This window comes from Peribacillus sp. N1, assembly GCF_054600815.1.
In genome coordinates this window covers 1531789-1546596 of the sequence record NZ_BAAHZO010000001.1, presented here as the reverse complement: position 1 = coordinate 1546596, position 14808 = coordinate 1531789, and the positions used below count along the sequence as shown (strand labels likewise).

The following is a 14808-nucleotide window of genomic DNA, read 5'->3' as shown; positions in this document are numbered from 1 at the left end:
ACTATGTGTGATAAGAGGAATAAGGGGTGCCACTACTGTAGAAAGAGACACGGAAATGGAAGTGATTTCCGCTGCCGAAAAGTTGATGGCAGAGATCATTCAGGTCAACGAGATTGATCCCGAAATGGTAGCTTCTGTGTTTTTTTCTGCTACGGAAGAGATTCGTTCTGTCTTCCCTGCCAAAGCCTTGAGGAAATTCGAAGGCTGGACTTATGTACCGGTTACATGCATGAAGGAAATACCGGTCAGCAATTCCTTGCCATTTTGCATTCGGGTCATGATCCATGTAAATACGACGAAATCTCAAAAAGAGATACAGCATGTATACCAGGCAGGGGCTACGGTATTACGGCCAGATTTGACAAAGCAGATATAAGATGATTTTAAATCTATGAATATGATATACTATTCTCACACTTTCTTACTTTAAAGTGATAAAAATATAGAGGTGATTGACATGAAATGGAATGAAGCGGTCCTTTCCTTGAAGTCTTATCAACCGGGAAAATCCACTGATGAAGTGAAAAAATTATACGGATTGGAAAAAATCACGAAATTAGCTTCGAATGAAAATCCTTTCGGCTGTTCGGAAAAGGTACAGGAGTCCGTTAGGAATTCAACACATTCGTTTGCCATCTATCCAGATGGGTATGCAACGATGCTAAGGGAAGCTGTTGCAAAACATACAGGTGTGAAAGAAACTCAGCTTATTTTTGGAAATGGATCTGATGAGAACATTCAAATCATCTCCAGAAGCCTATTGGGAGCTGGAAAGAATACGGTCATGGCAACAGGCACTTTTTCACAGTACCGCCATAATGCCACGCTAGAAGGTGCGGAAATCAGGGAAGTTCCTCATATTGATGGTGCTCATGATCTAGAAGGAATGCTTAAAGTTATAGATGAAAAAACAGCTGTTGTCTGGCTTTGTACACCAAATAATCCAACAGGTAAATACATTTCGGAACAGGACTTATTATCATTCATTGAAAGAGTGCCGGAAGATGTACTTATCGTTTTGGATGAAGCTTACTGTGAATATGCAACGGCTGAGGATTACCCTAGAACGAATCAATGGATTAATAAATATAAAAATTTGATCATACTCCGGACATTCTCAAAAATCTATGGACTTGCCAGTTTTAGGGTAGGGTACGGATTGGCGGATGAGGATATCATCCAGAAACTGGATCCATCCCGGGAACCATTCAATGTCAACACATTCGCACAGAATATTGCTATCGTCGCTTTGGAAGATCAAGCCTTCATTGAAAAATGCAAGGAAGAAAATCAAAAAGGGCTCAAGCAGTACTATGAATTTTGCAATAAGGTAAATTTAGCTTATTACCCGTCACAAGGTAATTTCATCTTTATCCATTTTAAACAGGATGCCGATGTGGTGTTTCAATATTTACTTGAGCGCGGATACATTGCAAGGTCGGGGAAATCTTTCGGTTTTCCTAACAGCCTAAGGGTCACGGTTGGTTCGACGGAAGAAAATGAAGGAATGATTAACGCTATTAAAACTTTTTTGAATGAAGTTGAGGCACCTTCTGATTCGCTGCTTTAACGTTTCATCAAACCTAGAGGAGCACAATAGATGCGGGGGAGAGAAGAGTGAAAGGTAAGGTTTTTGTAATAGGTCTAGGTCTAATTGGCGGATCATTGGCCATGGCTGTACGCCATGCACATCCTGAAGCCGTGATTGTTGGTACGGACCTAAGTGAAAAGAATATTCAACTATCGATGCTATTGGGGATCATTGATGATTCTGTATCATCATTGGAAGCAGGAGCATGTGATGCTGATTTGATTCTACTTGCTGTGCCTGTCAATGAAACCGTGAAGATTTTAGCTCAATTGGCTGAAATGGATTTAAAAAGTGATGTCCTTATATCGGATGCAGGAAGTACGAAGGATACAGTCGTTAAGGCAGCAAAACCATTGATAGATAAAGGGGTGGCCTTCATCGGGGGGCACCCTATGGCTGGTTCCCATAAAAGCGGTGCTGCGGCAGCCAAATTGCATTTATTCGAACATGCATTTTATTTGCTTACTCCTGGAGATTCCATCGAAGAAGAAAAAGTCGAGCAGCTGAAAGGGTGGCTGCAAGGAACAAGGGCGAACTTTCTGGTTGTGAGTCCTCCCATGCATGATAAGCTGACTGGGGTCATTAGTCATTTCCCGCATATTGTCGCATCGGGGCTCGTTAAGCAGGCAGAAAATTACAGTAAGGAAAATAAGTTGATTTCAAGGCTTGCAGCAGGTGGATTTCGGGATATTACAAGAATTGCTTCAAGCAGTCCGGAAATGTGGCGTGACATTTTGTTACATAACCGGGATGTGTTACTTGAATTAATGAATGATTGGCTGAATGAAATGGAGCATATAAAAGGCCTGGTCGCGAATGAAGATAGTGAAGGAATCCTTCGATTCTTTACCGATGCCAAGATCTTCAGGGATGATTTGCCAACACATGCGAAAGGCGCCATACCAGCGTTTTATGATTTATATATCGATATACCGGATTATGCCGGAATAATTTCTGAGATTACCGGATATTTGGCACAAGAAGGTATCAGCATTACAAACATAAGGATCATTGAAACCAGGGAAGAGATATACGGTGTGCTGGTCATCAGCTTCCAAACGGATGTTGACCGCATAAAAGCTGCAGAGTGTATTTCAAGACATACAGATTATGAAACGATCCTGGCATAACATTTATAGGGAAGGATGGTTTTATGAATACAAAAAAATTACAAACGAACATCCAATCATTACGTGGTTCGATTGCCATACCTGGAGATAAGTCGATCTCCCATCGTTCGATAATGTTCGGAGCCCTTGCCGAGGGGGAAACGACAGTCACTAATTTTCTTCCAGGAGCCGATTGTTTAAGTACGATTTCCTGTTTTAAGCAGCTTGGAGTTCATATTGAACAAGATGGCCAGCATGTCAAAATTGAAGGCAAAGGTTTTAATGGATTAAAGGAACCGGAATCAGTACTGGATGTCGGAAACTCTGGTACCACGATCAGGTTAATGATGGGCATTTTGGCAGGACAGGAATTTTCGGCCGTTTTGGCAGGTGACGAATCGATAGCTAAACGTCCAATGACCCGGGTAGTCAACCCTCTTCGTCAAATGGGAGCGGTCATTGACGGTCGAAAAGGAGCCGAATACACCCCCCTCTTCATTAGAGGAGGCAAGTTACAAGGGTTTCGCTATGAATTGCCTGTGGCAAGTGCGCAGGTGAAATCAGCGATAATCTTGGCCGGTTTACAGGCAGAAGGTGAAACGATCATTATCGAACCGGAAGAGACCCGGGATCATACAGAACGAATGATTCAAGAGTTTGGCGGAAAAATCGAAAAAGACGGTCAAACGATTAAAGTAAGCGGAAACCAAGTCTTCAAGGGGACCACCATCCATGTCCCGGGTGATATTTCTTCAGCGGCTTTCTTCATGGTGGCTGCAGCGATTACGGAAAATAGTGAAGTGGTTTTAAAGAATGTCGGCCTTAATTCGACAAGGACTGGAATCATCGAAGTCATGAAATCGATGGGGGCGGATATTACGATTGAGAAGAAGACGAGTAAGGGTGAACCTGCAGGAGACATCACTGTCAGAAGCTCCCGGCTAAAGGGAACGACCATCAGCGGTGATTTAATTCCCCGTCTCATCGATGAAATACCGGTAATTGCACTCCTGGCAACACAGGCTGAAGGGATAACGACAATCAAGGATGCAGCAGAACTTAAAGTGAAAGAGACGAATCGAATTGATACTGTTGCAAATGAGCTTTCCGTCCTGGGCGCAGATATAACCCCGACAGCAGACGGATTGATTATCAAAGGGCGTAAAGCCTTGAATGGTGGTAAGGTTACAAGCCATGGGGACCATCGTATCGGGATGATGCTTGCTGTAGCGGCTTTGATAACGGATGGGGAAGTGGAACTTGCCGACCCTGATGCCATAGATGTATCATATCCACAATTTTTTGGGCATTTGACGCAATTGATAAAGTGAATATAAAAAAAGTTTACATACCTTATTTGGTCTGTAAACTTTTTTTAAATGCTGGAAAGTGTTGAAAGCGCTAACATTTTGGCTTTTTCTATCTGTATTGATCATGAAAATAATGAAAATGGTGTGCATGATCAAAAAGGAGATTTACCATAGCGTGGAGAATTAACTAGTAACCTTTTTTTAATGAGAATGGGAGGGGACTTCATCGATGGAATACAGGGCTACAGTATGGTAAACTAATGAATACTGTTTACTATGCATCTCGCGATTATATGGTATTTTGTTCTTAATGGCAGAGTATGTTACATTATGGCGTGAGTGTGTATGACTAGGGACCAAGTCTATCATGCAAAAGGAAGGATTCAACAATGAACACAGTGGAACAAGTTATACAGCATTTAAAAAAAGGGGAATTAACAGAAGCTCTTAAACATATAAATCGAATTAAATCATCAGAGTCAGCAGAGGACATATTGTTGCTGGCCGAAGAAATGCTCCAGCTTGGTTTTGCGGAGGAGGCAAAGGATCTTTTTGAACATCTGCTGCAACTCTATCCCAATGAAGGGGAATTAATTGTTTCGTTGGCAGAAATCCTGATTGACATGGACCAGGAAGATGAAGCGATGCTAATGCTTGAAAAAGTAAGTGCAGATGATGAAGTATATCCAAGTGCTTTGCTTTTGGAAGCGGACCTCTATCAATTACAGGGGATGGACGAGGTCAGCGAAAGGAAATTACTGCAGGCCAAGGAAATGCTTCCAGATGAGATCATCATTGATTTTGCACTAGCTGAACTGTTCTTTCATCAAGGAAGGGATCAGGAAGCCATTGCAAATTACATAAAGGTTTTGGAACAGGAACAAGAAATCGCTGGTGTTAATGTCAATCAGAGGCTTGCTGAAGCATTAAGCAGTTCGGGGAAGTTCGAGGAGGCCCTTCCGCATTTTGAAAAGGCCTTAAAGGATGGACTTGAAATCAATACCCTATTTGAATATGCATTTACAGCATTTCAGGCAGGTCTTTATGACACAGCCGTACGAAAGTTCATTGAACTGAAACAATTAGATCATGAATACCATTCTTTATATTTGTACCTGGCAAAGAGTTATGAACATCTTGAAGATTTGGAAAATGCCTTGAAAACAGTCAAAGAAGGAATCAAGGCTGATGAATTCAATAAGGAACTTTTCTTCTTCGGTGGAAAGATAGCCTTGAAAAGCGGGCTTGATGAAGAGGCGGAAAATCTATTTAAAGAAGCACTAGCCATTGATCCGGGATACCTGGAAGCTGCACTCACCCTCTTGAAATTGTATATGCACCACGAAAGGTATGAAGATGTATTGGAGTGTATTGGTGAAGTAAGGCGATATGGAGAGGATGATCCGCAGTTTGAATGGATAGCTGCTGTATCATATCAGCATACTGAACAATTTAAAGAGGCATTAACCAGCTATCATAAAGCATATAATTCATTCAAGAACAATCAAGATTTCCTTGAAGATTATGGTTTCTTTTTAATTGAAGAAGGAGACAGAGCCACATCTAGAGAAGTATTTAATAAGCTCCTTGAGATGAACCCGGCGAATGATGAGTATGTGATGATTTTGGAGCGGCTAGGTGAAAGCACAGATGAAATGTAGATAAGTGAAACGAAACTAAATCTAGACAGAGGAGGGAATTCATGGTGGCTGCCCCTGTTTCTGTGAATGAGAAGAAGGATTTTATTCGGTGGTTTTTAAATCATTATCAACTGAAACGAAGAGAATGTGTGTGGATATTGAATTACTTAATGAGTCATGATCAACTAATGAAAAAGGTTCATTTTGTAGAAAATGCACAATATTGCCCACGTGGACTGATTATGTCGACACATTGTGTGGATGAGGTCCCTTTCAGGTTCTATAAGTCCAATATCATGACGACCGATGCAGAGAAATCTTTTCATGATATCCGTTTAAATCGAGATGAAGACATTTATATTCAGCTTAATTTTAAATCTTCTTATTCTTCCTATCAATATGCAGCGGTACTCGAGAACAATCCCTTCATGCCGAAATCAACGGCATCGAATGAAAAAGACCAGCTGCTTGCTGAACAATTTTTGGAAAGAAGCATGTTGTATTTTCAAAGGGACCGTCTGCTTAAGGAAATCGATGAAGCCCTTGATAAGCATGATGAACAAGCATTTAAGAACTTAACCGAACAATTGAATCAATTAAAAGTACTTGGATGAAATAAATTGACCTTTCCGTAATCAGGAAAGGTTTTTATTTTTTATAAAACATTGATAAAATCCACATTTTTGTAAAGACTATGGGTATATGGTAAAGATGTTATAAAAATAATGGTAAAATGATAAGGAGTTGATTTAAAAATCGGGAGTGAAGAAAAAACATGAAGTGGACAGCAAAAGATCTTGACATGTATATGCAGTCAAAAGAGTATGTGGATACCGTTTTAATTCCTTTGGTTCCCCTTTCTTTTCGAGGGCAAATGAAGCAAACGGGCTCAATGAATGAATTTCTTACCATTTTAAGCTTGGAAATTGAAAAGCAGATGAAAGGAAGGATTCTTCTATTGCCAACATTTCACTACTTAAGTGGTGAATTGGATAAGGTTGAGCGGTTAAAGCGTTGGGCCAATGAAGTGAAAGAAAATAATTTCGAGCATGTTTTTTTTCTTACATCGGATTTCGAGTGGAAAAAGGAAGAGCGGGTATTAGAAAATAATTTAGTATGGATTCCTGCCATCCCCTTGGAAGGGCTTGAAATTGAACAAGCAAGGGAAATGATTAACCAGCAAGTTCTCCAAATCCTTGATATTTTCTCTTATAATTGGAAAAATGAAAAAAAGTAGGATTTTTCGCATTATTTGACACATAGTTGCCACCTTTTGGGTTTTACAAATATTGACCTTGGTAAATTATTGAGATATCATGGAAATGTCCTAGTTTTATAGTGTCGCTATTTATTGGTCCTTTGGGCTCTCAGTATAGTAATAGAGGGGGGGAAAACGCATGAGCAAGCATAATGTTTCACGACGTCAATTCCTTAATTACACACTTACTGGCGTTGGTGGATTTATGGCGGCCGGTATGTTGATGCCTATGGTTAGGTTTGCAATTGATCCTGTATTATCAGCAGATAAAGGCGGGGATTACGTTGCAACTAAACAGAAGGTAGGTGAACTGACTACCGAACCAACCCGTGTCGACTTTAGTTTTAAACAGGTCGATGGGTGGTATGAGTCTGAAGAAACAAATACAGCTTGGGTTTACAAAACGGATGACGGTAAGATCGTTGCTTTATCTCCAATCTGTAAGCATTTAGGCTGTACGGTAGGCTGGAATACGGATAAGACTAATCCGAATCAATTTTTCTGTCCTTGCCATTATGGCAGGTATACGAAAGATGGGATGAATGTCAAAGGGACACCGCCGGTTTCACCATTGGATGTCTTTGACACGAAAGAAAAAGATGGAATACTTTATTTGGGTCAACTAAAACCGCACGGGGAGGCGTAAACATTGCTAACAAAGTTATATGACTGGGTGGACGAGCGTTTAGATATTACGCCGTTATGGCGGGATATTGCTGACCATGAGGTTCCTGAACATGTTAACCCCGCACATCATTTTTCTGCATTCGTATATTGTTTTGGTGGGTTAACTTTCTTTATTACGGTCATCCAAATCTTGTCAGGCATGTTCTTGACGATGTACTATGTCCCGGACATTAAAAACGCTTGGGAATCTGTTTATTATTTACAAAATGAAGTTGCCTTCGGTCAAATTGTCCGTGGTATGCATCACTGGGGAGCAAGTCTAGTTATCGTTATGATGTTTTTACATACTCTTCGTGTCTTCTTCCAGGGAGCTTACAAAAAACCGCGTGAATTGAACTGGATGGTCGGCGTATTGATTTTCTTCATTATGCTGGCGCTAGGCTTGACTGGTTATTTATTGCCATGGGATATGAAAGCGCTATTCGCAACGAAAGTTACTTTGACAATTGTCGAATCGGTACCGTTAATGGGACCGGCACTCAAGACTTTGATAGCAGGAGATCCAACAATCGTTGGTGCACAGACATTGACACGATTCTTTGCGATTCATGTATTCTTCCTGCCAGCAGCATTATTTGCTTTACTAGCGGCTCATTTCCTGATGATCCGAAAACAAGGTATTTCAGGTCCGCTATAAAAGAATGGTGAACCAAAAACCAAAAAAACCTTTTCATAAAGGAGGGGAATTGTTCAATGCATCGTGGGAAAGGTATGAAATTCGTAGGTGACTCGCGTATCTCCGCGGACCGTAAACCGAATATTCCGAAAGATTATTCAGAATATCCTGGGAAAACTGAAGCATTTTGGCCTAATTTCCTTTTAAAAGAATGGATGGTAGGAGCCGTATTTCTTGTAGGTTATCTTTGCCTGACAATTGCACATCCTTCACCATTGGAAAGGATAGCAGATCCTACAGATACAGGGTATATTCCGCTGCCGGACTGGTATTTCCTATTCCTTTACCAATTACTTAAGTATACCTATGCTTCAGGTCCTTATAACGCAATCGGGTCCATGGTAATACCTGGGTTGGCTTTCGGGGCATTGCTCTTGGCACCTTTTCTAGATCGTGGTCCAGAGCGGAGCCCGGCGAAACGTCCTTTTGCTGTAGGCTTCATGCTATTGGCAATGGCCGGCGTTTTCTATTTAACATGGGAGTCCGCAGCCCATCACGATTGGGAAGCTTCCAAGAAGCAAGGAGCAATCGTTGAAGGTGCAGATATTGATAAAGAGAGCGATGGGTATAAATTGATGGATTCTAATGGCTGTATTAGCTGTCATGGAGCAGAATTAACTGGTGGAGCAGGAGCGCCAAGCTTAATTGACACTGGTTTGAGCCCAGAAGAAATCTCTAAAATCGCAGTCAAAGGCCAGGGCGCTATGCCAGCTGGCATGTTCAAAGGAACAGATGAAGAATTGGCAACATTAGCTGAATTTGTATCTGGTTTATCGGCAAAATAATATATCCATCCACAGCATTTTCTTTCATATGCTGCAAATGAAGCTGACGACTACGGTTGTCGGCTTTTTTATTGGTAAATTGAAGTGTAATTGAGAAGAAATTGAAATGAATGCTTGGTTTTCTGGTTGATGGCCTGTAAAATGAGAATACATGAGAATGTTAGTGAGGGTAAAAGAATGAATGTTATCTACAGTTGCCTTGCAAATCGGCAAATGCTCGTTTTGTTATTAATAATAAATATATTCGGAACTGCCTATGGATATTATTGGTATGGCAGTCAATTGGAAAACACTCCTGCGATTTTTTTGGCATTTGTACCGGACAGTCCGACGGCTAGCCTGTTTTTTGTTTTTGTTTTATTGGGGTTCCTGTTAAGAAGGAATTTTGGACTTATTGAAGCGTTGGCGATAATGACACTATTCAAATATGGCATATGGGCAGTTGTAATGAATTTGATGACCTTAGTGACAACAGGTTCATTGCCTTGGGAAGGTTATATGTTAATGGCTTCTCATTTGGGGATGGCGATTCAAGGGGTATTATATGCACCGTTTTATCGAATAAAACCCTGGCATTTGATAGTGGCAGGGATTTGGACCATACATAATGACATAATCGACTATGTTTTTGAAATGATGCCAATATACCGTGATTTATTGGTGTATATGGACTCGATAGGTTATTTCACTTTTTGGCTCAGCATACTTTCCATTTTTGTCGGCTGGTTCTTTGGATATAGGAAAAAGCGGTTCACCCTGTCCTTCATCTCTTAATAATCAACACTAAATACAGCTTTGTAAAAGTATGGTTAACTTTTTTATGTTGAACGAGGTCTACTCATGTTTTTTCTTTCATATCGTTTTAGTAGAGATATGAGGAGGGACGAGTAGCATGTTGAAAAAATTCATATTAACCATTGCTGTTTTATTTGTCGTCTTACATTTCCCTGTCTATGCAGAATCCTCTTCAAGTTTGGAGCAATTAGATGACATTTCCGATAGAGCCTTGGAAATGACCAAGTTGAAGCGATATGGAGATTCGGAAAAGATGCTGACGTTTTTTTCTGACCGGTTTTTAAAAGATACAGCGAAAGAGCAGATCCTTGACATGGACGAACTTCGAATTATCACTGTAGCTCATAATGAGGCGTTGATGACAATAAAGGATATGAACAAGGGAGATTCCGAAAAGGTTAATTCTGTTACAAAGTTCCGGCTTGTTGTTGATGCGGTCAAGTCCACTCATCAGCCACTTTGGACAGAGATGGAGGATCAAATGATGAATTCTTTCCAGCAGACAAAGAATGCCGCCATCAAACAAGACACAATTACATTCAATAGCCAATTGAACTTATTCCTATCACAATATGAAATGATATATCCAAGCTTGAAAGTCGACCTTTCAAAAGAAACGATGCAGCAACTGGACACGAGGATTCAATACATCAACCAATACCGCCCGGAGGTAATCAGTGATGGAGATAATCAAGAGGAACTGGATGCGTTGCAAAACGAACTAACCTCCATTTTTGATGATATGGGTGAGGATGATGCAGATCCTTCCCTTTGGTGGGTCATCATTTCGACAGGCTCAATTATTATCATGACGCTTTCTTATGTAGGCTGGAGAAAATATAAAGGTGATAGGGAAAAACCAAGGAAAGAGCATAATGATTAAAAAGACACGGGTAGAGAACACTATATTTGACAGGGTTGCCTTCAATCCATAGAATTAAGGGTAATAAGATTTATAGGAGGATTCCATGTATTTCATTTATTTGGCGATTATTATTTTAATCCCGATTTATGCACAAATGAAAGTGAAAAGCACGTATAAAAAATATTCAAAGGTATCGGCCTCTTCCGGAATGAATGGTGCTGAGACGGCTCGTGCCATTTTGGATCAAAATGGATTGTTCAATGTCAGGGTCGAAGAGACACCTGGAATGCTTTCGGACCATTATGACCCAAGGGACAAAACGGTGCGTTTATCAACGGATAACTATCACGGCCATTCAGTTGCCGGCGTAGCTGTTGCAGCCCATGAAGTGGGACATGCGATTCAAGATAAAGAAGCATATGCATTCTTGCGTTTCCGCCATGCATTAGTACCGGTAGCTAATTTTGGCTCTAACATATCTTGGGTTTTGATTTTAATCGGGATGCTAGCTTCACTTCCTAATTTGCTTTTGGCGGGTATCGTATTTATGTCAGCTGCTGTATTGTTCCAAGTGATAACACTGCCGGTTGAATTCAATGCTTCTTCTAGGGCTATGGATCAACTCGTTTCCGCTGGGGTCATCCGGAATGATGAAGAACGGGAAACGAAAAAAGTATTAAGTGCTGCTGCGATGACTTATGTTGCTGCCGCTCTTGTAGCTGTACTGGAATTAGTTCGTCTTCTGCTTATGTATACAGGAATGAGGGAAGAAGATTAATTTGAAAAAAGGACTCCATCTTGGGATGGGGTCCTTTTCATTTGGCTTTGTTAAAGAATAATGTTGTTATTTGATTTGATCGAATGGTCGTTAAGTAATGATGATGTAGCGACTTAATATCTAGACCATTTTTTGAGCTGGTTCCAATTCTTAGACACCTTCAAACATATAAAAGATAACTTTACGAAAACCAAAATGGTTTTAGACAGTTGTTCTTTCTCACTTAACACAACTTATGATAAACTAATATTATCAGAATTTTCCAAATAACGGAACGTTCCTTGTTCCGTTAAAGGGCCAGTTTAATTGAACAAGGAATTGGCATGACACCGTGAGCTATCTACAACACGCCGCAAATGAATTTTGACCAAAGGGATTATCTATTAAAGGGGTTAAATTGGAGGGAATAGAAAATGGATGTAAAGACACTTTTGCTACAACAATGGGCAAGCTGCTTAGATGAAGAAGACTGGTTTCCACCACTTGAAAAAGTGCTAGAGGATATTACTTTTGAACAGGCAATTTGGAAACCAGCTGATGTGGCAATGAATTCCATTTGGGAATTAGTTTGTCATTTACTTTTCTATGAAAAGAGATTTCTGATGCGATTTCTTGGTGAAACAGCGAATGAACCACAGGCAGAAAATAATGAATCTACATTTCGATTACCACCTAAGACGTTAGAAAATTGGAATGAAACAAAACAAGAATACTTTTATGTTCATCGTGAACTTGGAAAAATACTAGCAAAATCAGAACATGAAGATTTGTATAGACAGATCCCAGGAGAAGATAATTCATTAGTGCTTGAACTGAAGAGTTTAGCAATGCACGACGCATATCATATTGGGCAAATTGTATTCCTTAGTAAAATGCAAGGAGCTTGGCCAGAGAAACGCAGCTTTTAAAAAAGCTTCATTAGCTTTACGGTTATTCCATTATAGGGGGGCTTTAATGGAATAAGAATGGGAACGTCCAAATCGGACGTTCCCATTCTTATTCCTGAAAAACAACAACAATACTACTTAACAAAGCCTTTCATTTTAAAGAGTTTTTGCTGCACATTGCTAATAAAATGCAGTTAGACAGGGCAACATTAATCAATGGATTACCTTTCAATGGGGTTCTTGTTCTCATCAAGGGTAAAGCCCTCACCCAATACATCATGAACTTCACTTACTGATACAAATGCATGAGGGTCCACCGATGTTATGGCATTTTTTAAGCGGACTAACTCATTTTTCCCGACAACACAATAGAGTACTTCCCGGTCATTGCGTGTAAAGGATCCATATCCCCTTAATACAGTTACGCCCCGCTCCATATCATTCATGATTTTTTCTGCAATTTCCATGTTTTTATCACTAATGATCATTGCACCTCTAGCAGCATAGGCTCCTTCTTGCATAAAGTCGATTACTCTGGCACCTATAAATACGGCAACGAGGGTATACATCGCTTCTCGGTAATCCAGGTAGGTAAGGATGGACAGGCTAATGACGACTGCATCAAAGATGAACATCGTACGTCCCATGCCCATTCCTAAGTAACGGTGGGCAAAACGGGCAATGATATCCACTCCGCCTGTTGTCCCGCCGTAACGAAAGATGATGCCCAGCCCGACACCAACAGAGACCCCGGCGAACAATGCGACCAGCATCAAATCGTTTCCGAGGTCGATTTCGATTTCGTATCTCTCGAAAACCCATAGCCAAACGGAGAGGCCAACCGTTCCGATAATCGTATAAAAGAAAGAAGTGCGCCCTAAATATTTCCACCCTATTAAAAATAAGGGAATATTCAAAATCAAATTAGAATAAGAAGGATTTATCCCGATAAGTTGATATATAATCAATGTGAGACCGGTGAATCCGCCTTCGGCCAAGTTGTTCTGCATGTTAAAATGCACAAGGCCAAAGGCGAAGATTCCAGCCCCAAAAAGGATGAAGATGATATTTTTCAATTTTAAGCCCAAAAGCATGTCCTATACCTCCAAAGGTTTACATTTCATTAATTTACTTATTATAACTAATTAACCAACTATGGGCAATTTTGATTCGTGAACGTATCTGTTGTCATCTGTTTCACTTTTAGCTAACATGGAGAAGGTATGATGTTTGAAAACGAAATTCAAGAATGGGTGACGATATGGAAAACCATAAGACGATTCAACAAATGCAAGCGGAAGTCGACCAATACATAGGACAATTTAAAGAAGGATATTTCAGCCCTCTGGCCATGCTGGCCCGTATGTCTGAAGAACTTGGGGAGTTGGCTAGGGAAGTCAATCATTACCATGGTGAAAAACCAAAGAAGGCAACAGAAGAAGAGAATACGATTGAAGCGGAATTGGGGGACATGCTTTTTGTGTTGATTTGTTTTGCCAATTCTTTAGGGATCGACCTTCAAAATTCGCATGATTTGGTCATGAAAAAGTTCACAACCCGTGATAAAGATAGATGGACAAGAAAAGAAGGAAAAATGGAGGAGGAAGGTAAAGATGAGTAAAGTTAAAGTGATTGTAGCTGGTCCACGTGGCAGAATGGGTAATGAAGCGGTGAAGCTTGTACATAGGACAGAAGGGTTTGAATTGGCAGCTGTCATAGATCGCAAGCATAACGGGGAAAGCCTCTCCGCAATAGAAGGTTTTCACGGTATTGAAGCACCTGTTTTTTCTGATATAAATGAATGCTTTTCTTCCGTAAAGGCGGATGTATTGATTGATTTGACCACACCGGAAGTGGGGATGCTTCATACCGAAACGGCACTTAATCATGGCATCCGCCCTGTAGTGGGAACGACTGGTTTTACTAAGGAAGATTTAACGAAGCTGGATTCATTAACAAAAGAAAAGGGCATTGGTTGCATCATCGCGCCAAACTTTGCAATTGGAGCCATTTTGATGATGAAGTTTTCCCAAATGGCCGCAAAATACTTCCCGGATGTGGAAATCATAGAAATGCACCATGATCAAAAACTGGATGCACCTTCTGGAACTGCTTCAAAAACGGCAGACATGATTGCAGCAGTACGTGAAACGAAACAACAGGGGCACCCTAATGAAAAAGAAACCATACAGGGGGCAAGAGGCGCAAATGTAGATGGCATGCATATCCACAGTGTCCGGCTACCTGGATTGGTTGCCCATCAACAGGTGCTTTTCGGAAGTGATGGAGAGTTATTGACGGTTCGGCATGATTCCTTTAATCGAGCTTCCTTCATGTCAGGAGTCAAACTTGCTGTCGATACTGTCATGAAATTGGATGTTCTTGTATACGGCCTGGAAAATATTATTGAATAGGGATCAGGAGGGT

At 40.6% G+C, this 14808-nt stretch carries 17 protein-coding genes and 1 pseudogene; 17 read left to right on the top strand and 1 reads right to left on the bottom strand.

The window, feature by feature from the left end; translation table 11 throughout:
- The first annotated feature begins 7 nt into the window (after positions 1-7).
- The 15 genes and pseudogenes from aroH to ACYP5M_RS07330 all read left to right on the top strand — a co-directional run bounded on the left by aroH (position 8) and on the right by ACYP5M_RS07330 (position 12402).
- Positions 8-376: a chorismate mutase gene (gene aroH, locus ACYP5M_RS07400; RefSeq protein ID WP_101222417.1), complete on the top strand. Its 369-nt coding sequence runs from the start codon at positions 8-10 to the stop codon at positions 374-376.
- An 81-nt stretch (positions 377-457) separates the two neighbouring features.
- A complete protein-coding gene (gene hisC / locus ACYP5M_RS07395; protein ID WP_101222416.1) occupies positions 458-1570 on the top strand; it encodes a histidinol-phosphate transaminase in 1113 nt (370 codons plus the stop codon).
- Between the two features lie 47 nt (positions 1571-1617).
- Positions 1618-2721, top strand: a complete 1104-nt coding sequence (locus tag ACYP5M_RS07390; RefSeq protein ID WP_434167326.1) for a prephenate dehydrogenase — start codon at positions 1618-1620, stop codon at positions 2719-2721.
- Between the two features lie 23 nt (positions 2722-2744).
- On the top strand, positions 2745-4031 hold the full coding sequence (gene aroA / locus ACYP5M_RS07385; protein ID WP_260358995.1) for a 3-phosphoshikimate 1-carboxyvinyltransferase: 1287 nt from the start codon (positions 2745-2747) through the stop codon (positions 4029-4031).
- Between the two features lie 368 nt (positions 4032-4399).
- The gene (locus tag ACYP5M_RS07380; protein WP_459734841.1) at positions 4400-5671 is read left to right on the top strand and encodes a tetratricopeptide repeat protein; all 1272 of its coding nucleotides are present in this window, start codon (positions 4400-4402) and stop codon (positions 5669-5671) included.
- Positions 5672-5712: 41 nt separating this feature from the next.
- Positions 5713-6264 carry a ReoY family proteolytic degradation factor gene (locus ACYP5M_RS07375; RefSeq protein WP_101222412.1) on the top strand — a complete coding sequence of 184 codons (552 nt, stop codon included), beginning with the start codon at positions 5713-5715 and terminating at the stop codon, positions 6262-6264.
- A gap of 161 nt (positions 6265-6425) precedes the next feature.
- A complete protein-coding gene (locus ACYP5M_RS07370) occupies positions 6426-6887 on the top strand; it encodes a YpiF family protein (RefSeq protein WP_459734840.1) in 462 nt (153 codons plus the stop codon).
- A 160-nt stretch (positions 6888-7047) separates the two neighbouring features.
- Positions 7048-7554 (top strand): ubiquinol-cytochrome c reductase iron-sulfur subunit, encoded by a 507-nt coding sequence (locus ACYP5M_RS07365; protein WP_034307977.1) that lies wholly within the window; start codon positions 7048-7050, stop codon positions 7552-7554.
- Positions 7555-7557: 3 nt separating this feature from the next.
- Entirely contained in the window at positions 7558-8232 is a 675-nt protein-coding gene (gene qcrB / locus ACYP5M_RS07360) for a menaquinol-cytochrome c reductase cytochrome b subunit (RefSeq protein ID WP_034307974.1), read from the top strand.
- Positions 8233-8288: 56 nt separating this feature from the next.
- Positions 8289-9056 (top strand): menaquinol-cytochrome c reductase cytochrome b/c subunit, encoded by a 768-nt coding sequence (locus tag ACYP5M_RS07355; protein WP_101222410.1) that lies wholly within the window; start codon positions 8289-8291, stop codon positions 9054-9056.
- A gap of 177 nt (positions 9057-9233) precedes the next feature.
- Positions 9234-9830, top strand: coding sequence for a lipoprotein heptaprenylglyceryl N-acetyltransferase LhaT (gene lhaT, locus ACYP5M_RS07350; RefSeq protein WP_434167323.1), 597 nt, complete (start codon positions 9234-9236; stop codon positions 9828-9830).
- Positions 9831-9948: 118 nt separating this feature from the next.
- A complete protein-coding gene (ypjB, locus tag ACYP5M_RS07345) occupies positions 9949-10734 on the top strand; it encodes a sporulation protein YpjB (protein ID WP_101222408.1) in 786 nt (261 codons plus the stop codon).
- Positions 10735-10819: 85 nt separating this feature from the next.
- A complete protein-coding gene (locus ACYP5M_RS07340; protein ID WP_459734839.1) occupies positions 10820-11494 on the top strand; it encodes a zinc metallopeptidase in 675 nt (224 codons plus the stop codon).
- 117 nt (positions 11495-11611) lie between these two features.
- Positions 11612-11764 (top strand): annotated as a pseudogene (locus tag ACYP5M_RS07335) (IS1595 family transposase); the annotation flags it as partial.
- Between the two features lie 143 nt (positions 11765-11907).
- A complete protein-coding gene (locus ACYP5M_RS07330; protein WP_459734838.1) occupies positions 11908-12402 on the top strand; it encodes a DinB family protein in 495 nt (164 codons plus the stop codon).
- A 200-nt stretch (positions 12403-12602) separates the two neighbouring features.
- Here ACYP5M_RS07330 and ACYP5M_RS07325 read toward each other — a convergent pair whose 3' ends face one another.
- Entirely contained in the window at positions 12603-13475 is an 873-nt protein-coding gene (locus ACYP5M_RS07325; protein WP_101222405.1) for a YitT family protein, read from the bottom strand.
- A gap of 167 nt (positions 13476-13642) precedes the next feature.
- Between ACYP5M_RS07325 and ACYP5M_RS07320 the strand changes: the two genes are divergently transcribed.
- Together ACYP5M_RS07320 and dapB are read left to right on the top strand one after the other, a co-directional pair.
- Complete coding sequence (locus tag ACYP5M_RS07320) at positions 13643-14002, top strand: nucleotide pyrophosphohydrolase (protein ID WP_101223448.1); 360 nt, start codon at positions 13643-13645, stop codon at positions 14000-14002.
- Entirely contained in the window at positions 13995-14795 is an 801-nt protein-coding gene (gene dapB, locus ACYP5M_RS07315; protein ID WP_101222404.1) for a 4-hydroxy-tetrahydrodipicolinate reductase, read from the top strand. The genes ACYP5M_RS07320 and dapB overlap by 8 nt, the downstream gene beginning before the upstream one ends.
- Positions 14796-14808: the final 13 nt, after the last annotated feature.

Coding starts and splice junctions, on each gene's coding strand:
- ypjB (WP_101222408.1), top strand. CDS start 9,949: ATGTTGAAAAAATTCATATTAACCATTGCTGTTTTATTTGTCGTCTTA.
- ACYP5M_RS07340 (WP_459734839.1), top strand. CDS start 10,820: ATGTATTTCATTTATTTGGCGATTATTATTTTAATCCCGATTTATGCA.
- ACYP5M_RS07355 (WP_101222410.1), top strand. CDS start 8,289: ATGCATCGTGGGAAAGGTATGAAATTCGTAGGTGACTCGCGTATCTCC.
- ACYP5M_RS07325 (WP_101222405.1), bottom strand. CDS start 13,475: ATGCTTTTGGGCTTAAAATTGAAAAATATCATCTTCATCCTTTTTGGG.
- ACYP5M_RS07375 (WP_101222412.1), top strand. CDS start 5,713: ATGGTGGCTGCCCCTGTTTCTGTGAATGAGAAGAAGGATTTTATTCGG.
- aroA (WP_260358995.1), top strand. CDS start 2,745: ATGAATACAAAAAAATTACAAACGAACATCCAATCATTACGTGGTTCG.
- ACYP5M_RS07330 (WP_459734838.1), top strand. CDS start 11,908: ATGGATGTAAAGACACTTTTGCTACAACAATGGGCAAGCTGCTTAGAT.
- ACYP5M_RS07380 (WP_459734841.1), top strand. CDS start 4,400: ATGAACACAGTGGAACAAGTTATACAGCATTTAAAAAAAGGGGAATTA.
- hisC (WP_101222416.1), top strand. CDS start 458: ATGAAATGGAATGAAGCGGTCCTTTCCTTGAAGTCTTATCAACCGGGA.
- ACYP5M_RS07370 (WP_459734840.1), top strand. CDS start 6,426: ATGAAGTGGACAGCAAAAGATCTTGACATGTATATGCAGTCAAAAGAG.
- ACYP5M_RS07365 (WP_034307977.1), top strand. CDS start 7,048: ATGAGCAAGCATAATGTTTCACGACGTCAATTCCTTAATTACACACTT.
- dapB (WP_101222404.1), top strand. CDS start 13,995: ATGAGTAAAGTTAAAGTGATTGTAGCTGGTCCACGTGGCAGAATGGGT.
- ACYP5M_RS07320 (WP_101223448.1), top strand. CDS start 13,643: ATGGAAAACCATAAGACGATTCAACAAATGCAAGCGGAAGTCGACCAA.
- lhaT (WP_434167323.1), top strand. CDS start 9,234: ATGAATGTTATCTACAGTTGCCTTGCAAATCGGCAAATGCTCGTTTTG.